A 25,301-nucleotide genomic window follows, 5' to 3' on the forward strand; every position below is an offset into this window, starting at 1 on the left:
CCCTCAGGGGGTCTGGGGCGGTTCCCAGACCCCCTCGGTGAGGAACCGGTCGATGGTCGCGCGGTAGGGCTTCGGGTCCAGGCCCCGCTCCGACACCCAGGCGTCGTTGTAGTAGCTGTGCTGGTAGCGTTCGCCGCCGTCGCAGATCAGGGTGACCACACTGCCCCTGCGCCCCTCACGGAGCATCCTGGCCACCAGGTGCCACACACCCCACAGGTTGGTGCCCGTGGAGCCTCCGGCGGACAGCCCGGTGCGGTCGTGCAGGTGGCGCATCGCGGCGATGCTCGCGGCGTCGGGCACCGGCATCATCAGGTCGATCACCGACGGCACGAAGCTCGGCTCCATACGGGGGCGGCCGATTCCCTCGATCCGGGAGGGCATGCCCGTGGCGTAGTCGGGCGCGCCGGTGACCCAGCCGGGGAAGAACGCCGAGTTCTCCGGATCCACCACCGCCAGCCGGGTGCCCAGACGGCGGTAGCGCAGGTAGCGGCCGATGGTGGCGGAGGTGCCGCCGGTGCCCGCGCCCACCACGACCCACTCCGGGCACGGGTGGCGCTCCATGGCCAGCTGCTCGAAGATCGACTCGGCGATGTTGTTGTTGCCCCGCCAGTCCGTGGCCCGCTCGGCGTAGGTGAACTGGTCCATGTAGTGCCCGCCGGTCTCGGCTGCCAGCCGCTCGGCCTCGGCGTACATCGCGGGCGGGGCGTCCACGAAGTGGCACCTGCCGCCGTAGCGCTCGATCAGGGCGATCTTCTCCGGGCTGGTCCTGCGCGGGATGACCGTGATGAAGTCCAGGCCGACCAGTTGGGCGAAGTAGGCCTCCGACACCGCGGTGGAGCCCGAGCTGGCCTCCACGATGGTGGTGCCCTCCCGGATCCACCCGTTGGCCAGCCCGTACAGGAACAGCGAGCGCGCCAGCCGGTGCTTGAGGCTGCCCGTGGGGTGCACGGACTCGTCCTTGAGGTACAGGTCGATGCCCCACTCCGGTGGGAGCGGGAACACGTGCAGGTGGGTGTCGGCCGAGCGGTTGGCGTCGGCGACGACCCTGCGTACCGCCTCGTCCGCCCAGGAGCGGGCGCTGTCGTCGCACCGGTCCACCCACGGGGTGTCGTCGCCGGGCCGCGGACCTGTCGGTGAGGATGCCATGCCCAGCAGCGTAGCCCGCACACGGGAGAGGCCGGGCCCCACGGGGCCCGGCCTCGCTCCTGCCTCGGACGGGGGTCTCCGGCTGGCCCGGCCGCGGGGAAGCGGTTCGGGGACGAGGGGTTTCCCGGCCCTGTGCGCACGCGGGTGCGGCGGCCCGGGGAGGCCGCTCAGTCCAGTGAGCCGCCGGACATCACCGCGTGCATGCGCCGGTAGGTGGCCGCCTCCTCGTGGCGGCTCTGGCGCTCCAGCGTGCGCGCGAGGGCGATGTGCGCCCAGTTGTCCACCGGGTCGAGCTCGATGATCCTGCGGAAGGTCCGCTCAGCCTTGTTGAGCTGCGCGGAGTGGAAGTAGGCGCGGCCCAGTAGCTCCAGCAGGGAGCGGCTGTCGGGCTCGTCCTCGACGATCGGTTCGAGGGTGCGGGCGGCGTAGATGGGGTCGCCCAGTTCCATGAACATGCGGGCGCGGTTGAAGGTGTCGTAGGTGTTCTCTTCCACGGTGCTCCTTCCGACGGCGCGGGGCCGTCCCGGATCACAACGGCCGGTGTGCCGGTCGCATTCCCTGGTGGGGCGTGTGGGGCGTGTGGGGCGGAGGCGCCGGGAGGAGCCCGCCGGGCCCTCCTGGCGCCTCCGCCCCCACTGAAGAGATCCCCGCGCACGTGCGGCGCACACGTGGTCGGCCGCGGTCACCGCCTCCGCTCGGGAGGGGTCACAGGTCCGTCAGGGTGATCCGGCCGGTGTCCACGTCGTACAGCGCGCCCGCGACCGGCAGGTCCTCGGGCAGCAGCGGGTGGTGGCGGATGCGCTCCAGCCCGCGCCGCAGCGCCCCCATCTGGTCGCTGTCGGTGTGGAAGTCCAGGCTGCGGGTGTCCACGCCGTGCTCCTCCTCGATGAGGTCGTGCACGACGCTGTCGCTGGCCACCGACGCCATCTTGCAGCGGGTGTGCGGCATGACCAGCACGCGGTCCACCTCCAGCAGGTAGGCCGCCAGCACCAGCGTGTCCAGGATGCCGTCGTCCACGCGGGCGCCCGCGTTGCGCAGGACCTTGGCGTCACCCGGCTTCAGGCCGAGGATTCCCAGCGGATCGATCCTGGAGTCCATACAGGTCACCAGGCCCAGGCCGCGCGCGGCGACGGGCTTGAGCCCGCCGAGAGAGAAGGACTCGGCGTAGTCCTCGTTGGCCTCGACGAGGTCCTCGAAGACGCTGGAGGGGGTGGTACCGCTGTTGTCGCTCACGTGGAGGCGCTCCCTTGTCCCGTGGTCGCGGACGCGCCGCGCGCACCGGGCGGATCCGGTGCGCGCGGCGCTCTCCGAGACGAGTCAGGCTTACGCTCCGGGAACGGTGATCCCGGAGTCGGTCTGTCCGCTACCTACAGTAACGATCGCGCGGGGCAGCGCGTCACCGGACCCGTCCCGACGGTCGATCGGGTCGGGCAGGCGGACCGGCTTGCCGTCCGCGCGCGCGGCGCGGGCGGGGGAGCGGCCGATCCATCCGAACAGCAGGGTGTCCTCGCCCTTGAGGTAGCGGTGGCAGCGCACGCCGCCGGTGGCGCGGCCCTTGGTCGGGTAGGCCTCGAAGGGCGTGACCTTGGCCGAACCGGCCTGGGTGCCGTCCAGGGCGCCCGAGGAGCCCGAGACGGTGACCACCACCGAGTCCTGCGGGCTGGGCACGGCGCCGAACCACAGCACCCGCGCCTCCTCCGACAGACGCACACCCGCCACGCCGCCCGCGGGCCGACCCTGGGGCCGCACGGTGTTCGCGGAGAAGCGCAGCAGCTGGGCCTCGGAGGTGATGAAGGCCAGGTCCTCCTCGCCCGTGGACAGCTGGGTGACGCCCACGATGCGGTCGTCGTCCTTGAGCGTCATGACCTCGAAGTCGTCCTTGTTGGGCGGGTAGTCGGGGGAGACCCGCTTGACCACGCCGCTACGCGTGCCCAGGGCGAAGCCGGGGCCCGAGGTGTCCATGGACACCACCGACACCACCCGTTCGTCCCCGTCGAGCTGGACGAACTCGGACACGTCCAGTCCCGAGGCCAGCGGCGGGCTGTCCCCGCCCTCGTCGGGCAGCTCCGGCAGCTCCACCACCGGCACGCGGATCATCCGCCCCAGGTCGGTGACCAGGCCGACGTCGGAGCGCGAGGTGGTGGGAACGGACACGTGGACCGCGTCGTGCCGGGTGCGCAGACCCTCGTACACGCGCGGCACGGTGGCCCCCTTGCTGCGGCCGATCGCGCCGTCCACGCCCATCAGCACGTGGCAGGGCTTGTCGGCCATCTCCAGCGGGACCACCGCGCTGCGGGCCACGCCGTCGCTCTCGCGCAGCTGCGTGCGGCGCGGGGTGGCGAACTCCTTGGCGACGTCGCCCAGCTCCTTGGAGACCAGGCGGCGCAGCTTCTTGTCCGACTCCAGGACCGCGGTGAGGGCGTCGACCTCCCTGTTGAGCTTGTCCCGCTCGGTCTCCAGCTCCATCCGGTCGAAGCGGGTCAGGCGCCGCAGCGGGGTCTCCAGGATGTAGCGGGCCTGGATCTCCGACAGGTCGTAGGCGCCCATGAGCGACTCGCGGGCGGCGGCGGTGTCCTCGGCCTCGCGGATCAGGGAGATGACCCGGTCGATGTCCAGCAGGGCCACGAGCAGGCCGTCCACCAGGTGCAGGCGCTCCTGGCGCTTGGCGCGGCGGAACTCGCTGCGGCGGCGCACCACGTCGATGCGGTGGTTGACGTAGACGTCGAGGAGCTCGCGCAGGCCCAGCGTCTGGGGCTGGCCGTCCACGAGGGCCACGTTGTTGATGCCGAAGGACTCCTCCATCGGCGTGAGCCGGTACAGCTCCTCCAGGACCGCCTCGGGGTTGAAGCCGTTCTTGAGCTCGATGACCAGGCGCAGGCCCTGGGTGCGGTCGGTCAGGTCCTTCAGGTCCGAGATGCCCTGGAGCTTCTTGGACTGCACCAGCTCCTTGATCCGGCTGATGACCTTCTCCGGGCCCACGCTGTAGGGCAGCTCGGTGACCACCAGGCCCGTGCGGCGCGCGGACACCTTCTCGACGGCGACGGTGGCGCGGGTCTTGAACGTGCCCCGGCCGTTGCGGTAGGCGTCGCGGATGCCGTCCAGGCCGACGATGGTGCCGCCGGTGGGCAGGTCCGGGCCCGGTACGAACTCGGTGAGCTCCTCCAGGGTGGCCTCGGGATTGGCGATCAGGTGGCGGGCGGCCGCGACGACCTCGCCCAGGTTGTGCGGGGCCATGTTGGTGGCCATGCCCACCGCGATGCCGGAGGCGCCGTTGACCAGCAGGTTCGGGAAGGCGGCGGGCAGGACCTCGGGCTCGGTCTCCTGGCCGTCGTAGTTGGGCCGGAAGTCGACGACGTTCTCGTCGATGGAGGCGACCAGCTGCTCGGCGGCGCGGTCCAGGCGCGCCTCGGTGTAGCGCATGGCGGCGGGTGCGTCGTCGCCGCCCAGGGAGCCGAAGTTGCCGTGGCCGTCCACCAGGGGCACGCGCATGGCGAAGGACTGGCTCAGGCGCACGAGCGCGTCGTAGATGGCGCTGTCGCCGTGGGGGTGGAGGCGGCCCATCACGTCCCCGACGACGCGGGCGCACTTGACGTGGCCGCGGTCGTGCCGCAGCCCCATCTCGTTCATCTGGTAGAGGATGCGCCGTTGCACCGGTTTCATACCGTCGCGCGCGTCCGGTAGCGCGCGTTGGTAGATGACCGAGTAGGCGTACTCCAGGAAGCTGCCGCGCATCTCCTCGGAGACGTCGATGTCGATGATCTTCTCGGCGAGATCCTCGGGGGGACGGGAAGTAGTACGGGCCATGTCCGTAATTCTGGCCTGTGCCAGAGACTGAAACGTACAAGGACGCGTCGCCGGACGAGTGTGAGTCTCGTGACGCGGCGTCGCGCGTACCCGTGCGACGTGCGGGTTGTATGGCGATGGGCGGGTCCGCGATGTTTCTGTGCTTCGGTGCCGGACGGTCGCACAACGCACCGATCATGCCCAGAACTCCCGAAACGGAGCCGCGGGCGCGGCCCGTTTCGGTTCGCGCGTCCCGGGCCGGGACGGCCGGTGCCCCCGGCGCCCGAGAGGGGCGCCGGGGCACCGGGGCCGTCAGTCGGTGAAGGGGATCGTGACCGAGGCGCCGCCGTCGGGGCCGACCAGGACCCGCGAGGAGGCGTTGCCCAGGGCGCTCCACAGCTCGACGCGGACGGAGCCGCCCTCCAGGTCGCCGAGGGAGCCGTCGGCGCTCGCCGCGCCCTGGCCCTGCGTGTACTCCTCCCAGCCGTCCAGGTCGTTGGTGGCGAAGTAGCGGTAGGTCTCCGTGCGGTCGTCGGTGCCGTCGCCGTCCAGGTCGTAGACCACGCGGACCTGGACCGCGTTGCCGACCGCGTTCCCCGAGTCCACGGGCAGTGAGAACGCGGTGGCGCCGCCGGTGTGGGTGCCGGTCAGGTCGTCGGCGCGCAGCACCACGCGGTCGCCCGGCGGCAGGCCGTCCTGGTTGCGTCCCCCGGCGGAGGCCACGGTGATCTCGTCGGCGGAGCCGTGCGGGGCGTCCGAGAGCGCGGAGGGCGTCAGGTGCAGGCCGCCGTCGCCGACGTTGCCCTCACCCGGGTCGCCGGGGTCGCCGGGGTCGCCCGGGCCTCCGGGGTCACCGCCGCCGCCCTCGCCCGTGGTGGAAGCCAGCGAGCGCGGCTCCACCTCCAGCTCGACGCCGTCGGAGAAGGTGACGGTCAGCGGGGAACCGGAGGGGTTGAAGGCGACGTGGGTGCGCTCCCCGCCGTCGGTGAAGACGGCGTAGTGCGCGGTGTCGGCGGTGACGGAGGTGTCCACGGTGCCGACCTCGGCGAGGGTCGAGACCCACTGGTAGGTGTGCGGCTTGGACTCGCCCGCCTCCGGCTCGTAGGTGCTCCACTGCTCCTCGAACATGCGCAGGGCGTCGTCGCCGTCGGAGAGGGCGCGGTGCTCCCAGTGGATGTCGCGCCAGATCTGCGGCTCGCGGCCCAGCCGGTCCACCAGCGACTCGTACATCGCCCCGGCGTGCTCGGGGTCGTGCCCCAGGTACAGCGAGCTCGCCGTGATGGGCAGGTAGTTGATGCCGTAGTGCTCCTCGTCGCCGCCGTCCCACCAGATGCGGTAGTCGCCGCCGTCGCCCCACACCATGCCGACGACATCGTGCTCGAACCCCTCGGGGAAGGTGTCGCCGCCGTGGTTCTGCCAGTAGCGGGTGATGGCGGAGGCCTGCGTGGTGTGCAGGTACACGCCCAGGTCGCGCAGCTCCTCGTCGCCGGTCAGGGCGCCGAACAGCGCGGTGGCGGCGGCGAAGTGCATGCCCTCGGAGGAGGACTCCTGGTTGTTCCCGGCGGCGAACCCCGCGTGCCCGGAGGCCCATCCGTGCCCCGCGTAGGGCGAGAAGGAGCGCAGACGCGGGAACATGTCGCTGTTCGGGTCGGTCTCGGCCACGTCGCGGATCAGCAGGCGTACCATGCCGCCCCAGGCGTCCTCGGCGGCCCAGGCGCTGTCGTAGCGGGCGACGACGGCCGCCGCGGAGACGAAGTAGCCGTAGTGGAAGTCGTGGTCGTTGACCTCGGTGGCGGAGCCGAAGCTGTCCGGGTAGCCGAGCATGGTGCCCCAGTCGGCCTCGTAGGCGAACTGCCGGGTCCCTCCGGCCGTGAACCAGTCCTCCAGACGTCCCCTGACCAGGTCCAACAGCGCGTCGCGGCCCTCGGCGTAGCCGATGGAGTCGGCGATGGGCACCAGCTGGGCCAGCCTGCCCAGCGCCTTGCCGTCCCAGTAGGTGTCGCCGGGCTCGGGGAAGTGCTCCTGCTCGGTCAGGACCTCGTCGATGAGCTGGCGCATGCGGTCGTGGTCGGCGCTGTCCACGGTCGGCAGGCTGGGCAGGATGCCCTGGGTGGCCAGCTCGGTGGTGAAGCTCGCGCCCTCCGCCACGCGCATCTCGCCCCGGGGGGAGGAGTAGGACAGGTCGGTGACGGGGGTGGCGGCCTCCTGCCAGTGGTGCGGGTAGAGGGCCATGAGCGTGCCCTCCCCGCTCCCCTCTCGCGGCTCGGTCTCCACCCGGTAGGTGCTGGTCAGGGTGGCGGCGGCCTCGTCGTAGTCGTACTCCACGCGGGAGCCGGTGACGAAGGAGTGGGCGTAGGGGGCGAACGTGTCCAGGTCCTCGGGGGAGGGCAGGACCGCCACGGAGTAGTGGCCCTCGGCGCCGGTCGGGGCGGTGAAGGTGTCGCCCGAGCGCGTCCAGGGGGCGTCGGAGGGGGCGAACAGCGCGTAGTGGCGGCCGCCCACGCTGGCGCCGACCACGGAGCCGTCCTGGTGCCAGACCTCGGGGGTGCCGGAGAAGGTCACCTGGGCGTCGCCGCCCGCGGTGTCGGCGTAGGCGAAGGGCAGGCCCTGGCCGATGGTCACGCGCAGGGTCCGGCCGGAGCCCTCCCAGCGCGCGGTGACGGTCCAGTCGCCGTGGTCGGCGACCCGGGTGTCGGGGGAGGACAGCCCCTGGACCCCCAGGGACAGGTCGGCGGTGTGGGGGTGCTCGTACTTGAGGCCGTCGGCGACGATCTGGGGGTCCTGCGGGTAGCCCATCTCCAGTCCGCCCTCGTGGGGGTGGAAGCTGGCGGGGTGGGCGAAGAGGTTCTCACCGTGGGGGCTGTCGGGGTAGCGCTGGAAGATCAGCGACGACCACCACTCGTTGGTGGGGGCGTGCCCCTCGAAGTCGTCGGTCACCTTGGGGTCGACCGGGGCGCCGTTCAGGTCGGAGGGCCCGGGGGCTCCGGCGGGGAGGGTGTCGCTGTAGCCGCCGGAGCCGACGGGGACCTCGGCGGCCATGGCGGCCGGAGGGGCGGAGGCCACGCCCGCGGCGCAGACCAGGGCCGTGGCGGCGGCCAGGACGCCCATGCGCGGGGACCGCGCGCGCCGTGCGGTCGTCGGTCCGTTGGGGGGATGGTGGGGGGACGGTCGACTCCAAGGGTGCCGCATACTGCGCCTTTCGCTCGCTTCCGCGGGAGAGCGTCCACCCTCTGCGGGCGGGAGCGCTCCCAGGCCTGAGCCTTGGTAAATGAGTGTTCAGTCCCGGCCGGAGGAGCGCAATGCCAGGAAAGTGGAAAGTATCCCTTCTGTTACCGGGAGTGCCCGTGAGGGTTACGGGGGACTCCGTCCCAGGTCGGCCGCGTGTCCGTTCCGGGGCGTACCGGCGCCGGGTGGGGCGGGGCGAGGCGGGACGGGTACACGGGCTGGGTCCCCGTCGCGCGCAACCGGGCCTGTGGACAACCGCTCGACCGCCCCCCGGCTCTGGTACCAAGGGACGTATGGCCACACCCACCCCTGACAGCACCATTTCCACCGCCGCGTCCGACGGCGCGCTGCGCGAGCGCGCCGAGGCGCACCTGCGCGCCCTGGCCGGGGACTCCGCCCGGCTGCGCGAGGACCAGTGGACCGCCATCCACGCCCTGGCCGCCGAGCACCGCAGAGCCCTCGTCGTCCAGCGCACCGGTTGGGGCAAGTCGGCGGTGTACTTCGTGGCCACCGCCCTGCGGCGCGCCGAGGGGGCGGGCCCCACCGTCATCGTCTCCCCGCTGCTGGCGCTGATGCGCAACCAGATCGCCGCGGCCGAGCGCGCGGGCATCCGCGCGCGCACCATCAACAGCTCCAACACCACCGACTGGGAGAACGCCTACGCCGACGTGGCCGCGGGCCTGGTCGACGTTCTGCTGGTCAGCCCCGAGCGCCTCAACAACCCCGAGTTCCGCGACCGGGTCCTGCCCGAACTGGCCGCGGGGGCGGGCCTGGTCGTCATCGACGAGGCCCACTGCGTCTCCGACTGGGGGCACGACTTCCGCCCCGACTACCGGCGCATCCGTTCCCTGCTGCACGACCTGCCCGAGGGCGTCCCGGTGCTGGCCACCACCGCCACCGCCAACGAGCGCGTCACCCGCGACGTGGCCGAGCAGCTCCAGGCGGGCGGTGAGCGCGGCGACACCCTGGTCCTGCGCGGGTCCCTGGAGCGCGAGAGCCTGCGCCTGGCCGTCGTCAGGCTGCCCGACCCCACCGCCCGGCTCAGCTGGCTGGCCGAGCACCTGCCCAAGATCCAGGGCTCGGGCATCGTCTACGCGCTCACCGTCAGCGCCGCCCAGGAGACCGCCCGCTTCCTCGCCCAGCAGGGCATGGAGGTGCGCGCCTACACCGGCCAGACCGATCCCGACGAGCGCCGCGAGGCCGAGGACGACCTGCTCGCCAACCGGGTCAAGGCGCTGGTCGCCACCAGCGCGCTGGGCATGGGCTTCGACAAGCCCGACCTGGGCTTCGTCGTCCACCTGGGCGCCCCGCAGTCCCCGATCTCCTACTACCAGCAGGTCGGCCGCGCCGGGCGCGGCGTGCGGCGGGCCGAGGCGGTCCTGCTGCCCGGCCGCGAGGACACCCGCATCTGGGAGTACTTCGCCGGACTGTCCTTCCCGCCCGAGCAGACCGTGCGCCAGACCCTGGACGCGCTCTCCGAGGCGGGCGGGCCGCTGTCCGTCGCGCACCTGGAGACCCGGGTGGACCTGCGCCGCACCCGCCTGGAGCAGATGCTCAAGGTGCTGGACGTGGACGGGGCCGTCCGCCGGGTGCGGGGCGGCTGGGAGGCCACCGGCCAGCCGTGGACCTACGACGCCGAGCGCTACGCGGCCGTCAGCCGGGCGCGCGAGCGCGAGCAGCGCGCCATGCTCGACTACCTCGACCTGGACACCTGCCGGATGGAGTTCCTGCGCCGCCAGCTGGACGACCCCCAGGCCGTCCCCTGCGGACGCTGCGACGTGTGCACGGGCGAGTACTGGCCCGCGGACGTCGACTCCACCCGGCGCGAGGCCGCGGCCGAGCACCTGGACCGGCCCGGCACGCCCATCGCGCCCCGGCGCCAGTGGCCGACCGGGATGGCCACCCTGGGCGTGGACCTGTCCGGCAAGATCCCCGAGGGGCTGCGGGCGGGGGAGGGCCGTGCCCTGGGCCGCATCACCGACATCGGCTGGGGCAACGAGCTGCGCCGCGTCCTGGCCGCCGACGCCCCCGACGCGCCCGTGGACGAGCGCGTGCTCCAGGGCGTGGTGCGCGTCCTGGCCGACTGGAACTGGGAGCGGCGCCCCGTCGGCGTGGTGGCGATGCCCTCGCTCACCCGCCCCGGGATGATCACCGACCTGGCCGAGCGGCTGTCCCGGCTCGGGCGGCTGACGCCCGTGGGGGCGCTGGAGTACCGCACCGAGCGGGGCACCGGGCCGCGCAGGCACAACAGCGCCATGCGTCTGGAACAGGTCCACGCAGCCCTCGTGGCGGGGGAGGAGCTCACCGAGCGGATGGCACGGCTACAGGAGCACACCCCCGGGCCGGTGCTGCTGGTCGACGACATCACCGACACCGGCTGGAGCCTCACGGTGGGCGCCGCCCTGCTCCGCAGAGCCGGGGCGCCCCAGGTGCTGCCGCTCACCCTGGCCACCGCAGGGGGGTGAGCGACGGCCTGGCCGCGGTTGCGGCGGGAGTCCCACGGGGGTGTCCCGCCGCGGGCGGACGCGTTGGCCGTGCGGACGGGCTCCCGAAGCCCTGGTCGCTGGGACTCAGCGGATGCGCTGGCCGCGCGGTGCGCCGCGGCGCACCGGCTGGCCCTCGCCCAGGTCCGGGCGGGCGCCCGGCTGGTGCAGGGCGCGCGCCGCCAGACGGTGCGCCCGGCCCAGTGCCTCCTTGGGGTGGCGGCCGAGCAGCCACGCGGGCAGGAACCCGGCGATGAAGGCGTCACCGGCGCCCACCGAGCCCGGGGACGGGTCCACCGGCTCGGCCGGCGCCGTCACGCAGTCGTCGCGGGTCTTGGACGCCCACAGGCCGCCCTGCCCGCCGAGTTTGAGCACCACGTTGGGGTACCACGCGGTCAGCACCTTGGCCGCGGCCTCGGGCTCGTCACGGCCGGTCAGCACCCGGGCCTGGTCGACGTTGGCGAACAGCAGGCGCGCGCCCTGCGTCCAGTCCAGGAAGTTCTCCGCGCCCGCGCGCTCCAGCGGCGCGTGCGAACCGCCGTCCACCGAGATCGACATCCCGCTCTCGCGGGCCATCCGCAGCGCCACCCGGGCGGCGCGCCGGGAGTCGTCGTTGATGAGCGTGTACCCCGACACGTGCAGGTGCCCGTCCGGGCCGAACACGTCGCGGGGCAGGTCCTCGGGTTGCAGGCGGGCGTTGGCGCCCGGGTCGCTCAGCATCGTCCGGTCGCCCCGGTGCGTGATCATCACCACGCAGGTGCCGGTGGGCCGCTCCGGGTCCATCACCATCCGCGAGTCCAGGCCGTAGCCCATGAGTTCCATCTCACGGGTGCGCCCGGTGATGTCGGAGCCGCGGCGGCCGACGAACGTGGTGTCGGTGCCCTCCACGGCCAGCCACGAGGCGATGTTCGCCCCCGACCCGCCGCCGTACATGATCACGGACGCCGGAGTGTCGCTGCCGCGGGCCAACGGGTGGAACGCGCGCGCGACGGCGTCGGTCATCAGGTCACCGATCACGACCACTCGTGTCATTTCGCCAGCCACCACCGAGGGTTATCAGAATCCGTGCTCGCACGACGTTAACAGGTCAACCGTCAGCGGCGTGTAACGAAGTGACAGCACCCCGGCCACACCGCCTCCGGACATCCCGCGGAGCCGCGATCGCCTACTGGACGGCCGATCCGGTCCGCGGCCGGGGACGCTGGCCCCGGCCCGCGACTTCCGGGAGTCAGGGGACACACCGTGCGCGGTCCCGAGCGGGGTTTTCGCGCCGCCCGCACGGACTTTCCCCGGATTCGGCCGTTTGTCGTCTAGTCTCGCAGTCGTGCAGTCCTACCCGAACCACTGGGAAGCCGACGTCGTCCTGACCGACGGAGGCACCGCGCACCTGCGCCCCATCACCCCCGAAGACGCTGACCTGCTCCGCGAGTTCCACGCCCGCCTCTCCCCGGAGACCATCTACTACCGGTTCTTCGCTCCCTACCCCAAGCTCTCCGACCGCGACGTCAAACGCTTCACCACGGTCGACTACGAGGACCGCGTGGCCCTGGTCGCCACCATCTCCGACTCCCTCGTCTCCGTGGTGCGCTACGACAAGGTGGCGCCGGAGGAGGCGGAGGTCGCCTTCGTCGTGGAGGACGCCCACCAGGGCCGCGGCCTGGCCTCGGTCATGCTGGAGCACATCGGCGCGGCCGCGCGTGAGCGCGGCATGCGCCGCTTCATCGCCGACGTGCTGCCCGAGAACCGGCGCATGATCAACGTCTTCCGCGAGGCCGGGTACACCGCCCAGCAGACCTTCGACGAGGGCGTCATCCGCCTCACCCTGGACCTCCAGCCCACCGACGACTCCACCGAGGTCATGCGGGCCCGCGAACAGCGCGCCGAGTCGCGCTCCATCGCCCGCCTGCTCTTCCCGAACTCGGTCGCGGTCATCGGCGCCAGCCGCACCGCGCACACCATCGGCCAGACCGCCCTGCGCAACCTCCTGGGCGGGGAGTTCCAGGGCCCGGTCTACCCGGTCCACCCCGAGGCCAAGGCGGTCGTGGGCGTGCGCGCCTACCCCTCGGTCCTGGACATCCCCGACCAGGTCGACCTCGCCGTCGTGGCGGTGCGCGCCGACATGGTCGTCGACGTGGTCGAGCAGTGCGCCGACAAGGGCGTGCACGGCCTGGTCGTGGTCAGCTCCGGATTCGGCGAGACCGGACCCGAGGGCCGCGCCCGCCAGGACGAGCTGGTGCGCACCGCCCGCGCGGCCGGGATGCGCGTGGTCGGCCCCAACTGCCTGGGCATCGCCAACACCGACCCCGGGATCTCGCTCAACGCCACCCTGTCCCCGGACCTGCCGCCCGCGGGCACGATCGGGTTCTTCTCCCAGTCCGGCGCCCTGGGCCGGGCCATCCTCCAGCGCGTGGCAGAGCGCGGCATGGGCCTGTCCACCTTCGTCTCGGCGGGCAACCGCGCCGACGTGTCCGGCAACGACCTCATGCAGTACTGGCAGGAGGACCCGGCCACGGAGGTGGTGCTCCAGTACCTGGAGTCGCTGGGCAACCCGCGCAAGTTCACCCGTCTGGCCCGGCGCCTGGCCAAGCAGAAGCCGGTCGTGGCGGTGCGCAGCGGCGGCTCGGCGCGGACCACGCCCACCGGCCACGCTGCGGGCGGGCTCTCCCTGCCCGACTACGCGGTCACCTCGCTGTTCCAGCAGGCCGGGGTGGTGCGGGTGGACGACATCACGCAGATGTTCGACGCCGCCCAGGTGTTCGCCTACCAGCCCCTGCCCCAGGGGCCCCGCGTGGGCATCATCGGCAACTCCGACTCCCTGGAGCTGCTGGTCAAGGACGCGGCCGTCCGTCAGGGGCTCAAGCCGCACGACCCGGTCAACCTCGGCCCCCAGGCCACCGCGAAGGACTTCGACCGCGCCATGGAGACGGCCCTGGCCGCCGAGGACGTGCACTCGGTCGTGGTCGTGTTCGTCCCCGCGCTGCACCCCATCTCCGACGACGTCGCCCGCGTGCTGCGGGCCCGCTCCCTGGACTCGACCAAGCCCGTCGTCACCACCTACCTGGCCCGCCAGGGGGTCCCCGAGGAGCTGCGCCGCGTCGGCGAGCGGGGCCAGACCCTGCGGGGTTCGGTGCCCTCCTACCCCTCGCCCGAGGACGCCGTGCGCGCCCTGGCCTACGCCACCCGCTACGCCCAGTGGCGCGACCGCAGGCCCGGACGCCACCCCGAACTGCCCGACATCGACGGGGCCCGGGCCCGCGCCACCATCGTCCGCGCGCTCAAGAACGCCACGCCCTCGGCCGAGGAGGTCGCCTGGTTCGGCGGCGAGCGCCGCTACGACGAGGAGAAGGCGATCTCCGGCGAGGACGCCCGTGACCTGCTGGCCTGCTACGGCATCTCCGCCTACCCCGACATCCCGGTGACCTCGGAGGAGGAGGCCGTGGTGGCCGCGGGCCAGCTGGGCTACCCGGCGGTGGTCAAGGCCGACTCGCCGGACCTGCGCCTGCGCGCGGGCGGCACGTTCGTCCGCGCCGACCTGCGCACCCCCGACGACGTGCGCAGCGCCTTCGCGGCCCTGCACGACCGCTTCGGCGACGAGGCCTCGCTGGTCGTGCAGCGCATGGTGGCCCCCGGGGTGCCCACGGTCATCCGGGCGGGCGACAACCAGTCCTTCGGGTCGGTGGTCTCCTTCGGGCTGGCGGACGTGACCGCCGAACTGCTCGACGACCGGGCGTTCCGGCTGGCGCCGCTCACCGACATGGACGCCGCCGACCTCATCCACGCCGTGCGGGCCGCCCCGCTGCTGTTCGGGCTGCCCGCCGGTGCGACCTCGCTCGCCGAGCAGCCCAACGTGGAGGCCCTGGAGGAACTCCTCGTCCGGGTCTCGCGCCTGGTGGAGGCCTTCCCCGAGATCGGCTACGTCGACCTGGACCCGGTCCTGGTCAACGCCACCGGCGCCCACGTGCTGGGCGCGCGCATCTGGTTGCGCGAGGCCCCCGACGTGCGGCCCGACGCCGGGCCCCGGCGACTGCGCGGGGTGACGTTCTGATCATGGGATGGGCATCCCGTTTCACGTCCCGGTCGCGAAGTGTCACGGGAAAGGGGCAGGATAGGAGTATGAGGAAAACACGCGCCGTGTCCACGGACTGGCGGACGGAGATCGAACGCAGCGGGTACTACCCCGCGCTCGTGATCGACGCCGTCGCCACCGCCCTGGGTAACGAGGGCGCCGAGGCGTTCATCGTGCACCACGAGGCGACCTTCGACCCGGCCATGGAGATGCGGCGGCACATCACGGTGATGCTGCTGACCGCGACCCGCCTCGTGGTGTGCCACACCGACGAGCACCCGCCCACCGAGCCCGGCGGCACCTCGCACGCCTCCACCACCACCGACAGCATCCAGTTGGGCAACATCCAGTCGGTCGCCCTGACCCGCGTGGTGCCCAACCCCGCCCAGTACACGCCGGGCAGCATGCCCAGCGAGCTGGTGCTGAGCGTCAACCTGTCCGTGAACTGGGGTGCGATCGCTCACATCGACCTCGAACCGGCCGCCTGCGCCGACGAGGAGTGCGAGCTCGACCACGGGTACACCGGCGCGATCACCGCCGAGCCCCTCACCCTGAGGGTCAGCGAGGCCGCGGACGGCGCCGGGGCGGTGTCGGCCATGATGCACTTCGCCGACGCCCTGTCCGAGGCGACCACCCGCCCCTGAGAGCGCCGGGATCGCGGAGGGGCCTCGACCGCTTCCTCCGGGATGGGTCGGGCCGACCGGCGGCGGGGTCCGCCGCGGCGCGGGCGCCGCGCGCCGGGCAGCCGGTGGCGGGGGACGACGGCCCGAGGGCGCCGCTCCGTCGCGTCACACGCGCGGCCACCCGTGAGCGGGACTTAACAAGCAGGGTGTGAACAGACGTGGTGTCCTGACGATCCGGTTGTCTAGGGTGGAACCGGATTCGTGCACGACGCCACAGAGCGGGACGCGTCCGGCCACGAGCCGGGCGCGTACGCGCGCCGCGACAGGCACGCGCGCGTTCCCCCCTCTCCAGCACCCGCGAATTTGGACCCTGAGAAAGGCCCGCCTGCGATGACGCAGCACCCGTCCCCGACCCCCTCGGACGACACGCCCCTGGTACGCCTGGCCGTCGAGCGCTCCATCGCCACGGTCACCCTCGACTCCCCCCGCAACCGCAACGCCCTGTCCGCGCGACTGCGCGCGCAGCTGTCCGCGGCCCTGGCCGAGGCGGTGGCCGACGACGAGGTGCGCGCCGTCGTGCTCACCGCCACCGGCCCGGTGTTCTGCGCGGGAGCCGACCTGAAGGAGGTCGGCGCGGCCCTCCGGGGCGTCCCGGTCGAACCGGCGCCCGAGCTCCCCGAGATCTTCGAGCAGATCATGGGCGCCCCCAAACCGGTGGTCGCCGTGCTCAACGGCGCCGCCCGCGCCGGGGGCATCGGGCTGGTGGCCGCCGCCGACATCGCCCTGGCGCCCAAGAGCGCCACGTTCGCCTTCACCGAGGTGCGCATCGGCGTGGTCCCCGCCATCATCTCCGTCCCGGTGTCCGCACGGATGCACTCGCGCCAGCTCAGCCGCTACTTCCTCACCGGCGAGCTGTTCGACGCCTCCGCCGCCGCCAGGGCCGGCCTCCTCACCCAGGCCGTCCCCGACCGCGACATGCCGCACGCCGTGGACGCGATCCTGGAAGGACTGCGGGGCTCGGCGCCGCGCGCGCTGTCGCGCACCAAGGAGCTCCTGGGCGAACTGGGTTCGGGCGCGCTGGCGGCCCCGGACCGGCGCGCCGGGGCCTTCGCCCGGATGGGCGAGCTGTCCGCCGAGTTCTTCGCCGGAGAGGACGCCGCAGAGGGCCGTGCCGCCTTCTTCGACAAGCGTGCGCCCCGCTGGGCCAGGTGACCCCGGCCGCGGCGCGCCCCGCCCGGGCCCGCCGCGGCCGCACACCCGTGCCACCCGGGTGCGTCCGCTCCCGGACGCGGGCCACAATGGTCGGGTGAGCTACTCCGGAGATACCAGGGTCGGCGGTCCCGCCGACCTGCGACGACTACCGCACCTGACCATCACCAAACTGGCCGTCGGCCCCATGGACAACAACGCCTACCTGCTGCGCTGTCAGGCCACGGGCGAGGCCGTCCTCATCGATGCGGCGGCGGAGCCCGACCGCATCCTGGAGCTGATCGGCGAGGAGGGCCTGGCGCGGGTGGTCACCACCCACCGCCACCAGGACCACTGGCAGGCCCTCGCCGAGATCGTGGGCCAGACCGGGGCCCGCACGGTCGCCCACCCCGACGACGGCGACGAGCTCCCGGTCTCCGTGGACGAGCCCGTCGTGCACGGGACGCGCGTCCCGGTCGGGGAGTGCCACCTCACCGTCATCCACCTGCGCGGGCACACGCCCGGGTCGATCGCCCTGCGCTACGACGACCCCGAGGGCCACACCCACCTGTTCACGGGGGACTCCCTCTTCCCTGGAGGCGTCGGCCGCACCTGGTCCGACGACGACTTCCGCGTCCTGTTCGCGGACGTGGAGGAGCGCCTGTTCGGGGTGCTGGCCGACGACACCTGGGTCTATCCCGGGCACGGACGCGACACCACCCTGGGCGCCGAGCGCCCGTACCTGGGGGAGTGGCGCGAGCGCGGCTGGTAGCGGCCTCAGGCACCGAAGCAGCAGAACCCCGTACGCCCGAGGTGGACAGCCACCGCCTCGGGCGCGGGGACGCCCGCGACGAGCGCACGGTGGAAGAGGCGCATGGCCTCGACGGTCCCCGCGTCCCGGACGGGGACGGGGCTGGCCACCACCGTGCGGACCCCGGCCGCGAGCAGCGCGCCGGTGAACCCGAGCGGGGCCCCGGCGCGGTCCGCGAAGCCCCGGCCGCTCCAGCAGGTCGACAGCACCACCGTGTCCGGGGCCCGGGGCAGTCCGGCCAGGTCGCAGGCGAGCAGCGGTCCGTCGCCCAGGCCGACCGAGGCGAGCATGGGCGAGCGGCCGGGGACGCGCCCGTGCCCCGCCAGGTGGACCAGGTCGGCACGGTCGAGGGCGGCCAGGACGTCGGAGCGCAGGGCCCGGTCGGCGCAGAGCACGCGCGCCCCCGGGTACACGTCGGCCAGCGCGGCCACCTCGCGTGCCGCCCCGTCCGGTTCGGGCGCCGCCACGAGCAGCACCCGCTCCGGAGGGCGGGGCGCGGGAACGCCGGAGCGGGTCCGGTCCAGCCAGAACCCGGCGCCGGGCACCAGGTTCAGCGGACGGCCCCGCAGCGCGGGGAGCATGCCCCAGGGGGGATCGCCGAGGTAGGCGTCACCGGCCACGACCAGCGGGCGGTCGCCGACCAGTGCCAACAGCGGTTCGAGGAGGACGCGGGCGGCACCGTCGGCCGCCTCCCGCGCCTCGCCCGCGTGCCGGGGAAGCGCCACGGGATGGACGAACCGGCCCAGGGTCCGGGCCACGCGCGGGAGCGGCCCCAGGACGCGGGCGTGGACCCGTCCGGCCGCGGCCACGAGCGCGACGGCGTCCCCGCCCGCCCGCGTGTACCGCACGAAGGCCCGGTCGCCCAGCCGCTCCAGCAGCGCACCGGCCACGGGCGCAGGTGCGGGGGCGCGGCGCGCGCCCGGGACCCCGTGGTGCGCCTGCCAGCGGGCCGACTCCAGGCGCCGGGCCAGGGCGTGCGGGTCGCGGCCGCGGACCAGGTCCGCACGGTAGCGGTCGGCCAGTGAGGCCGTCGCCGGTGTGTGCACGCGGGGACCGGGGACGTGGGGCGCGGCCCAGGCCCGGGCCAGCTCCGCCCACTCCAGGGCGGTGGTCGCCTCCCCGGCACGCAAGGCGCTCTCCAGGCCCGCGCGGACGACGTGGGGGTCGCTCACCGCGCCCGCCAGCCAGGGGCCCGGCGCGAGGGAGGTGTGCGCGTCCAGGGTGTCCAGGGCCAGCTGGGCGGCTCCGGTCCCCGACGGCCGCGGCGCGGCCAGGGGCGTGCGGACGGCCAGGGCGTTCCTGGCCCGGGCCACGGGGGAGGCGGTCCGGCCCTCACGCAGCGCCATCCTCTCCAGGCGGGTGGCCAGCCGGTACCACAGCGAGCCCGTGCCGAAGGAGTGCCGTACCCGGCGGGTGAGCTCGACCGTGTGGTGGTGGTCGCCCCGCAGCAGCCGCAGTTTGGCCTCCACCAGCAGGGTGTTCGCCGACGAGCTCCCGGCCCAGGGGCCGTCCGCGAGCGCTGTCGCCGCCTCCTCCACCAGGCCCTCGGCCAACAGCGCCTCGGCCAGGTCCACGTGCAGCGCCTCCCTGCGGTCGGAGGGCAGCCGGTCGGTCAGACCGTGGAAGGTGGCGATGGCCGTGGAGGCGTCGCCCCGGTAGAGGCTGAGGCAGCCCAGGTTCTGTCGGATGACCAGGTCCATCAGCGGCAGCCGGCGCTCCCGGGCCAGGGACCGGGCCTCGCGCAGGTGTTCCTCGGCCTGTGGGAAGCGGCCGCACAGCGTCTGCGCCAGACCCAGGTTGAGCAGGACTCCGGGCATCACCGTCGCGGACTCGGCCACCGGGTGGCCGCGCAGGCGCCGGTGGGCCTCGTCCAGCAGCGCCGCGGTCTGTTCGAACATGCCGCCCTGCGCCAGCCGTACCCCGTGGCTCACGCGAGCGAGCAGGGATCTGCCGGACCGCAGCGCGTGGTGGTCGGGGCAGGCGGTGGAGAGGGGGGACTCGGGGGCGAGGGGGGATGGCTGGGCGCGCAGGGACACGTCCGATGCCTTTCACCGAGGGGGCGGGCCGCACCCAGTGATAGCAGCGCCGGAGGGCGCACGGGAGGGGCTGCGCCCGCCTGTGGACAACTCGGCTGACGCGAACCCGGACGAAGCCGGTCGAAGGGCCATCATCAGGAGCCGGTTCGCGTCTGTCTGCAATCCGGGTTCGGCCTTTCCCTTTTCTGTGACGCATGGGATCACCGGTGCCCCGGCAGCCCGCGTGGTCAGACGGTGAACCAGCCGGTCACCACCGGCGGGCGTCCCGCCCTGAACAGCGCCAGGCTGATCGGGCCGCGGGCCAGGCCGGACAGCGCGAACCCGCCGTCATCGCCGATCCGCAGGTCCTCCCCGGAGCCGGGGCGGCGCACGCGCAGGACCGCGTGGTCGTACTCCCCCGTGGCCAGCCCCGACAGCGAGCGCAGCCGACCGTGCGTGTGGACCCGCAGGTCCACGGTGAGGTCCCCGTGCTCGAAACGCAGGGAGGTGACCAGCACGCCGTTCGCGCCCTCGTCCGCCGAGCGCAGCACCTCGCCCGCCGGAGCCCTCTCCCCGGTCAGGGCCGCCACGTCGGCGCCGTCGTCGCCGCGGTCGAAGGCGGCCAGGGCGGCGGCGCGCCCCGCCAGGGCCCGGGCCGGGTCGTCGTGGTCGCTCATGTGGGTTCCTCCAGGAGGCGGCGGAGTCTGCGGAGCATGCGGCGGCGCTGGTTCGCGGCGGTCCGGGGGTGGACCAGGCCGTCGGCGGCCTCCGGGTCGCAGGGGGTGGAGGGCACGGGCAGCCCGGCGGCCCCGTCGAGGTAGCGCAGGGCGGCCCGCCGCTCTCCCGGGTCGGTGAGCCGCCGGATCGCGCGGTGCAGCTCCTCGTGCTCCTCCTTGCGCAGGTACTGCGCCTCGGGGCCCGGGACCTCCGCGAGGGACACCCGGGTGAGGCTCTGGGGATCGACCGGCTGGTCGCGGGCGCTGTGGCGGCGCTGTCGGCCGCAGGCGTCGTGGGCGACCCGGCGCAGCCAGCCGCGGAGCCGCTCGGGGGAGTGCAGGCGGGGCAGCTGCTGGTTGAGGGTGAGCCACACCGTCTGCACCGCGTCCTCCCGGTCCGGGGCGGACAGGCGGTAGGAGCGCGCGATCGCGTTCACGACCGGCAGGTGCCGGTCCACGATGGCCTCCCACGCCCTGTGCTCGCCCCGGCAGGCGCCCCGTACGAGCTCGGCGTCGCTGGGAGCGGCCGCGTCGGCCTCGCCGTGGTCCCTGGCCGGATTGGGCCCGGCTGTATCACCGCCGGTTGTGGCCGGAACCGGCAAAGGTGGGGGTGCTTCCTCCCCAGAAAAGGTCGAAAGTACGGTTTGAGGAGGTGTCTGGCTGTCATGGATGTCCTCGTGTGACTGGTCTGGCACACCCGCCCCCACTATGATCAGACTCCCGCTCGCCGGGGCTCACGCTAGCTTCTGGGGCTCCAGGAGGTAGGAGGAACGCTGGAAAAAGCAAAGTGATCGCTGGTTCTCAAGGTGCCCTTGGGGCACAATGGGGCAAAAGCATTCAGGCGGGTATGCAACCTTCTCGTGGTACGAGGGCGTCGGGGAAGCGCACTCGTTCGTATCAGGAGGTTCGGTGTCCGCACGTGGCGTCTTGTACGTCCACTCCGCGCCAGCGGCGCTGTGCCCACACGTCGAGTGGGCGGTCGCGGGCGTCGTTGGAGTACCCGTGAAACTCGACTGGGTCGCCCAACCGGCGGCACCCGGCAACCACCGCGCCGAGCTCAACTGGCAGGGGAAGCCGGGCACCGCGGGCTCGGTGGCCTCGGCGCTGAACACGTGGCAGCGCCTGCGGTTCGAGGTGACCGAGGAGGGGTCGCCCGGCTGCGACGGCGTGCGCTACAGCTACACGCCGTCCCTCGGTATGTTCACCGCCCTCACCAGTGCGGCGGGGGAGGTCCTCGTGCCCGAGGGCCGACTGCGCATGGCCGTGGAGCGGGCCGCGGCCGACGGCACCGAGCTGGCCGCCGAGATCGAACGCCTCACCGGCCGTGCCTGGGACGAGGAGCTGGAACCCTTCCGTTACGCGGGCGACGGCGCTCCGGTGCGCTGGCTCCACGCCGCGGGCTGACCCCCTTCCGCCGCGGGCCCGGCCGCGCGCGAAGCGTCGGCCGCCCACGGGGGGCGGGGACCGTGCCGCGTCAGGGCGGCTCCCCCTCACTGGGCCAGATGGCGGAGGCGAGCAGGACCGCGGCCCAGATGCCCAGCGGCACCAGCGGCCAGTAGGGCACGAGTTCGCCGCCCATCAGGCTGACCACGCCCCACACGCTCGTCAGGATCACCGCCACACCCGTCCACCAGCGCCACTCGTCGCCCCATTCGCGCCAGGGGGCGCCCAGGAGCGACAGGTCGCCCGCGTCGGGGGGCTCGTGGCCGTCCCGGAGGCCGCGCTGGGACCCCGGATCGGTGCGGGCCGCCCCGGACGGGGGCACGGGCCGCGGATCGGCGCCGGTCCGCGCGGACGGGACCCCGTGCACCGAAGACGGGGACACCGGCAGGTCCGCGGTCAGCGGGCGCAGTTCGCCGAGCAGCAGCGCGCCCAGTGCCAGACCGACCCGGCGGTCGTACTCCTCGTGGTCCAGGCGGCCCTCGACGAACGCGGTGGTGAGGCGGTCCACCGTGAGGTCGCGTTCGGCGTCCGAGGCGCGCATCTGGTGCAGCGGCAGGCGTTCGTCCTCCACTTCCCACCCCCAAAGGCGCGAGTTGGTGACCACACGATACGCGCCGCACCCGGTGTGGAAAAGGGATACACGGAAAGTGAGTCGCCACCCTGGGTCCGCGGTCCCGGGACGGCCCGCGGGACGCGATTCAGGGAGCCAGCCAGGCGGAGACGGCCCGGCACGCGGCGGGGTCGGCGGCGCCCACCAGCCCGGTGTGCTCGTAGGACCCCCGGTAGTCGAACGGGCTGCCGTCCAGCCGCGTGACCAGGCCGCCCACCTCCTCCAGGACAAGGGCGGGCGCCGCCACGTCCCAGTCGCGGACCGGCACGTCCTTGACGAACAGGTGCGCGGACCCCTCGGCGACCAGGCACAGCTTCAGCGAGATGCTGCCGCTCTCCAGGTACCCGCCGTAGCCGAAGCGGTCGCGGACCCGGCGGGCGACCCCCTCCGGCCGCGGGGTGTTGTCGGTGAGCACGCCCCTTCCCGGCCGGGCGGGCATCGGGGGAGGCAGGGGGCGTCCGTCCCGGCGCGCGCCACGGCCGCGCGCGGCCGTGTAGAGGGTCGCGGTCTCGGGGGCGAACACGGCGGCCGCCTCCGGCCGTCCCCCGCTCACCAGCGCGACCTGCGTGACGTACCCGGGGAACCCGTGGACGTAGCTGGCGGTCCCGTCGACGGGATCGATCAGCCAGTACCGGGGCGGCCGCTCCCCGCGCAGCGACTCGGGGTCCTCCTCACTGACCACCGGGATCCGTCCGTCGATCGCGGTGAGTCGCTCGGACAGGGCCCGGTGCGCCATGGCGTCGGCCCGGGCCTTGAACTGGCTGCCCTCCCACACCCCGCTACGCGCGTCCGCGTCGGAGCGCCACCCGCGCAGCAGGCCGCCGACCTCCACGACCGCCGCCGCCATCGCCTCGGCCAGCGGGTGCGCACCGGCGCCACCGGGAGCCTCAACAGCACCAGTCGCACCGTCCGTACGGGCAGTGCCGACAGCACCGTTCGTACCGGACTTCCCGAGCGCACCGTCCTTATCCACACCGCCGACGGTCACGGTTCCGGCGGACCCGGGGGTGTCCCCGTCACCGCGGACCCCGCCGCCACCGGCCCCGGTTCCGGGGCCCGTCACCGCACACGCACCGGAACGACGGGAATCGGGCCCGTGCCACCGGGGGACAGCTGTCGGGGCAGCTCCGGGGCGCCCGCGGGGGCGGGGGAGATGCCGTGGGAGGTGAACTCCGCCTCGCTGACGAACTCGTCCGTCCACCGCCGCACCATCGCCACCCCCTCGCGCCAGTCGTCCTCCAGGCGGGGCCCGTCCGCGACGGCCTGCCGCAGCAGTCCGGTGATCTCGTCGACCCCGGCCGCCGCGGTGAGCGAGGCGGTGGAGGAGAAGCGCGGGTTGATCTCGAAGATCCTCGGCCTGCCGTCCGCGTCCAGGCACAACTGCACGTTGAAGGGGCCGTCGGCGCGCAGCGCGGCCTGGACCGCCCGGCAGACGCGGGCCACCTCGCGGTGGCGCCTGGTCACCGCGTACTTGGTCACGCCCTGCTTGAGGACGACCTCCTTGGGTACCACGGCCTGGACCCCGCCGTCCCGCCACACCACCACGGACACCGTGTACTCGGGGCCGCCGACCAGCTCCTGCACGATCAGCTCGTCCGCCGCGTAGCCGCCCTCGGACACCACCCGCGCCATGTCTCGGACCGAGTCGATGACCACCACCCCGCGGCTCCCGCGTCCGCAGCGCGGTTTGACGATGAGGCCGCCGGGCGCGGAGTCCGCGGCACCACTCGGCCACTCCGAGGCCAGCCAGGTGCGCGGCACGCCGATCCCGGCGTCCTCCAGCTCCCGCATCAGCACGTACTTGTCCAGGCAGGTGGTGACGAAGTCCAGCCGGGGCAGCAGCACCTCCACGCCGTCCTTGGCGAGCTCGCCCACCCGGACCAGTTCCTCGTCGACCAGGGGGATGACCGCGACGGCCCCCTCGTCCGCGCACAGCGTCCGCATCCTGGGCAGGAAGGCCTCGCTGTCGCCCGGCGGCACCAGGTACCCGCGGTCGGCCAGGTACAGGCCCGGCGCGGCGGGGTCCACATCGGTCGCCACCACGCGGAAACCCTGTTCCCGCAGGTGGAGGATGGTCCCGGGTGTGGGAGCCGATCCCGCTGTCGTGACCACGACGGTTGGTTTGCTCGCAGGCTGCTGTGGCACCGGTCGAACCCTTTCCGACGTGGACGGCGGACTGGGGGATGGTTACCGAGCCTAGACCGCGGGGTGCCCGATGGCCCGGAAATGGCCGAATCCGGTTGTCAGGACAACCGGAAGGGCCCACTGCGCGTGTATCCTTCGGCCCCGGGAGGAGAGGGCCGAGGGCGAGCGGTGCGGCGCGGCCGCGCACGGCCCGCCCTCGACGTCTCCCGTGGCCCCGGGTCCTGTTCCCGGCCCGGGCTTCGCGCTGCCTTCGCGGGCTACTTCACCTCGTAGACGGGGGTGATCATCGCCCGGCCCAGCGCGTGCGAGAACAGGTTGAAGCCGAGGAAGGCCGGACTCGCCGACTCGTCCACCTCCAGGCGGGGCACGTCCACCGCGTGCACCACGAAGAAGTACCGGTGCGGGCCGTGCCCGGCGGGCGGGGCCGCGCCGACGTAGCGGTGTCCGCCCGCGTCGTTGCGCAGGGTCACGGCCGTTTCGGGGAGGCCGGAGCCGTCCCCGGCGCCCGTGGCCAGCTCGGTGACGTCGGCCGGGATGTTGGCCACCGACCAGTGCCAGAAGCCGCTGGCGGTGGGTGCGTCCGGGTCGAAGCAGGTGACGGCGAAGCTGCGCGTCCCCTCGGGGAAACCGCTCCAGGACAGGTGCGGTGAGACGTCCCCGCCTCCGGCGCCCATGATCCCGCTGACCTGGGCCTGGGGAAGGGTCTGTCCGTCGGTGACGTCGTTGCTGGTGACGGTGAACGACGCGACCTGGGGCAGGAAGTCGTAGGGGGAGGATGGCGTGGCCACGAAGGGGCCTCCTTCGTTCGTCTGGGATGCGCTCGTGCGGCCCGGCCGGGGGCGCCCGCCGTTGGCGGGACTCCGGTCCGGGCCCTACGAACATACGCCCCAGCGGGCACGCGCGTCCCGGGGTGGCGGGCCGTGTCGGAGGGCGGCGGCAGTGCGCCGGTCCGGAGGAGGGCGGCGTGCCGGTGCCGACGGCGCGAAGGAGGGAGGCGCCCCGAGACGACAGACCGACCGGGCGGTACGGTGCTGCCAGCACGGCACA

Annotated in this window: 19 protein-coding genes; 6 read left to right on the forward strand and 13 right to left on the reverse strand. The window is 73.6% G+C overall.

What is annotated here, in order from left to right; genetic code table 11:
* Positions 1-3: 3 nt before the first annotated feature.
* The 5 genes from cds1 to ACSIH6_RS02550 all read right to left on the reverse strand — a co-directional run bounded on the left by cds1 (position 4) and on the right by ACSIH6_RS02550 (position 8,037).
* The gene (gene cds1 / locus ACSIH6_RS02530; protein WP_435106130.1) at positions 4-1,146 is read right to left on the reverse strand and encodes an L-cysteine desulfhydrase Cds1; all 1,143 of its coding nucleotides are present in this window, start codon (positions 1,144-1,146) and stop codon (positions 4-6) included.
* A gap of 167 nt (positions 1,147-1,313) precedes the next feature.
* Entirely contained in the window at positions 1,314-1,640 is a 327-nt protein-coding gene (locus tag ACSIH6_RS02535) for a tetratricopeptide repeat protein (protein WP_017565283.1), read from the reverse strand.
* Positions 1,641-1,851: 211 nt separating this feature from the next.
* The gene (locus ACSIH6_RS02540) at positions 1,852-2,379 is read right to left on the reverse strand and encodes a beta-class carbonic anhydrase (protein WP_435106132.1); all 528 of its coding nucleotides are present in this window, start codon (positions 2,377-2,379) and stop codon (positions 1,852-1,854) included.
* Between the two features lie 90 nt (positions 2,380-2,469).
* Complete coding sequence (locus tag ACSIH6_RS02545) at positions 2,470-4,950, reverse strand: DNA gyrase/topoisomerase IV subunit A (RefSeq protein ID WP_435106134.1); 2,481 nt, start codon at positions 4,948-4,950, stop codon at positions 2,470-2,472.
* A gap of 291 nt (positions 4,951-5,241) precedes the next feature.
* The gene (locus ACSIH6_RS02550; protein WP_435106136.1) at positions 5,242-8,037 is read right to left on the reverse strand and encodes a glycosyl hydrolase; all 2,796 of its coding nucleotides are present in this window, start codon (positions 8,035-8,037) and stop codon (positions 5,242-5,244) included.
* 410 nt (positions 8,038-8,447) lie between these two features.
* Here ACSIH6_RS02550 and ACSIH6_RS02555 point away from each other — a divergent pair, with 410 nt between their 5' ends.
* On the forward strand, positions 8,448-10,619 hold the full coding sequence (locus ACSIH6_RS02555; RefSeq protein WP_435106138.1) for a RecQ family ATP-dependent DNA helicase: 2,172 nt from the start codon (positions 8,448-8,450) through the stop codon (positions 10,617-10,619).
* 105 nt (positions 10,620-10,724) lie between these two features.
* Here the strand turns inward: ACSIH6_RS02555 and ACSIH6_RS02560 are convergent, their stop codons facing one another.
* Positions 10,725-11,660, reverse strand: coding sequence for a carbohydrate kinase family protein (locus ACSIH6_RS02560; protein ID WP_435106274.1), 936 nt, complete (start codon positions 11,658-11,660; stop codon positions 10,725-10,727).
* Positions 11,661-11,961: 301 nt separating this feature from the next.
* Between ACSIH6_RS02560 and ACSIH6_RS02565 the strand changes: the two genes are divergently transcribed.
* The 4 genes from ACSIH6_RS02565 (at position 11,962) to ACSIH6_RS02580 (ending at position 17,286) form a co-directional block, all read left to right on the forward strand.
* Positions 11,962-14,682 carry a bifunctional acetate--CoA ligase family protein/GNAT family N-acetyltransferase gene (locus tag ACSIH6_RS02565; protein ID WP_435106140.1) on the forward strand — a complete coding sequence of 907 codons (2,721 nt, stop codon included), beginning with the start codon at positions 11,962-11,964 and terminating at the stop codon, positions 14,680-14,682.
* An 86-nt stretch (positions 14,683-14,768) separates the two neighbouring features.
* On the forward strand, positions 14,769-15,347 hold the full coding sequence (locus tag ACSIH6_RS02570; RefSeq protein ID WP_017565276.1) for a DUF5998 family protein: 579 nt from the start codon (positions 14,769-14,771) through the stop codon (positions 15,345-15,347).
* Between the two features lie 369 nt (positions 15,348-15,716).
* Complete coding sequence (locus ACSIH6_RS02575) at positions 15,717-16,538, forward strand: enoyl-CoA hydratase-related protein (RefSeq protein WP_435106142.1); 822 nt, start codon at positions 15,717-15,719, stop codon at positions 16,536-16,538.
* 94 nt (positions 16,539-16,632) lie between these two features.
* A complete protein-coding gene (locus ACSIH6_RS02580; protein ID WP_435106144.1) occupies positions 16,633-17,286 on the forward strand; it encodes an MBL fold metallo-hydrolase in 654 nt (217 codons plus the stop codon).
* Positions 17,287-17,291: 5 nt separating this feature from the next.
* On the opposite strand, the gene ACSIH6_RS02585 is transcribed toward ACSIH6_RS02580, so the two are convergent.
* The 3 genes from ACSIH6_RS02585 to ACSIH6_RS02595 all read right to left on the reverse strand — a co-directional run bounded on the left by ACSIH6_RS02585 (position 17,292) and on the right by ACSIH6_RS02595 (position 20,658).
* Entirely contained in the window at positions 17,292-19,361 is a 2,070-nt protein-coding gene (locus ACSIH6_RS02585; RefSeq protein ID WP_435106146.1) for a CHAT domain-containing protein, read from the reverse strand.
* 227 nt (positions 19,362-19,588) lie between these two features.
* A complete protein-coding gene (locus tag ACSIH6_RS02590) occupies positions 19,589-20,017 on the reverse strand; it encodes a hypothetical protein (RefSeq protein ID WP_435106148.1) in 429 nt (142 codons plus the stop codon).
* On the reverse strand, positions 20,014-20,658 hold the full coding sequence (locus tag ACSIH6_RS02595; protein WP_435106150.1) for an RNA polymerase sigma factor: 645 nt from the start codon (positions 20,656-20,658) through the stop codon (positions 20,014-20,016). The genes ACSIH6_RS02590 and ACSIH6_RS02595 overlap by 4 nt, the downstream gene beginning before the upstream one ends.
* Before the next feature lie 307 nt (positions 20,659-20,965).
* On the opposite strand from ACSIH6_RS02595, the gene ACSIH6_RS02600 reads away from it, so the two are divergent.
* Positions 20,966-21,460, forward strand: coding sequence for a DUF3145 domain-containing protein (locus ACSIH6_RS02600; RefSeq protein WP_435106152.1), 495 nt, complete (start codon positions 20,966-20,968; stop codon positions 21,458-21,460).
* 70 nt (positions 21,461-21,530) lie between these two features.
* On the opposite strand, the gene ACSIH6_RS02605 is transcribed toward ACSIH6_RS02600, so the two are convergent.
* The 4 genes from ACSIH6_RS02605 to ACSIH6_RS02620 all read right to left on the reverse strand — a co-directional run bounded on the left by ACSIH6_RS02605 (position 21,531) and on the right by ACSIH6_RS02620 (position 25,042).
* A complete protein-coding gene (locus ACSIH6_RS02605) occupies positions 21,531-22,070 on the reverse strand; it encodes a DUF1707 SHOCT-like domain-containing protein (RefSeq protein WP_435106154.1) in 540 nt (179 codons plus the stop codon).
* Positions 22,071-22,197: 127 nt separating this feature from the next.
* Positions 22,198-22,956, reverse strand: a complete 759-nt coding sequence (locus ACSIH6_RS02610) for a 3'(2'),5'-bisphosphate nucleotidase CysQ family protein (RefSeq protein WP_435106276.1) — start codon at positions 22,954-22,956, stop codon at positions 22,198-22,200.
* A 212-nt stretch (positions 22,957-23,168) separates the two neighbouring features.
* Positions 23,169-24,221 carry an ATP-grasp domain-containing protein gene (locus tag ACSIH6_RS02615; RefSeq protein WP_435106156.1) on the reverse strand — a complete coding sequence of 351 codons (1,053 nt, stop codon included), beginning with the start codon at positions 24,219-24,221 and terminating at the stop codon, positions 23,169-23,171.
* 290 nt (positions 24,222-24,511) lie between these two features.
* Complete coding sequence (locus ACSIH6_RS02620; RefSeq protein WP_435106158.1) at positions 24,512-25,042, reverse strand: YbhB/YbcL family Raf kinase inhibitor-like protein; 531 nt, start codon at positions 25,040-25,042, stop codon at positions 24,512-24,514.
* Positions 25,043-25,301 lie beyond the last annotated feature (259 nt).

Source organism: Nocardiopsis synnemataformans (assembly GCF_965343085.1).
Taxonomy (GTDB): Bacteria; Actinomycetota; Actinomycetes; order Streptosporangiales; family Streptosporangiaceae; genus Nocardiopsis; species Nocardiopsis alborubida.

Excerpts from the sequence above, each read along its gene's own strand:
- cds1 (WP_435106130.1), bottom strand. The coding sequence starts at position 1,146 with ATGGCATCCTCACCGACAGGTCCGCGGCCCGGCGACGACACCCCGTGG.
- ACSIH6_RS02545 (WP_435106134.1), bottom strand. The coding sequence starts at position 4,950 with ATGGCCCGTACTACTTCCCGTCCCCCCGAGGATCTCGCCGAGAAGATC.
- ACSIH6_RS02550 (WP_435106136.1), bottom strand. The coding sequence starts at position 8,037 with ATGGGCGTCCTGGCCGCCGCCACGGCCCTGGTCTGCGCCGCGGGCGTG.
- ACSIH6_RS02555 (WP_435106138.1), top strand. The coding sequence starts at position 8,448 with ATGGCCACACCCACCCCTGACAGCACCATTTCCACCGCCGCGTCCGAC.
- ACSIH6_RS02575 (WP_435106142.1), top strand. The coding sequence starts at position 15,717 with ATGACGCAGCACCCGTCCCCGACCCCCTCGGACGACACGCCCCTGGTA.
- ACSIH6_RS02590 (WP_435106148.1), bottom strand. The coding sequence starts at position 20,017 with ATGAGCGACCACGACGACCCGGCCCGGGCCCTGGCGGGGCGCGCCGCC.
- ACSIH6_RS02610 (WP_435106276.1), bottom strand. The coding sequence starts at position 22,956 with ATGGCGGCGGCGGTCGTGGAGGTCGGCGGCCTGCTGCGCGGGTGGCGC.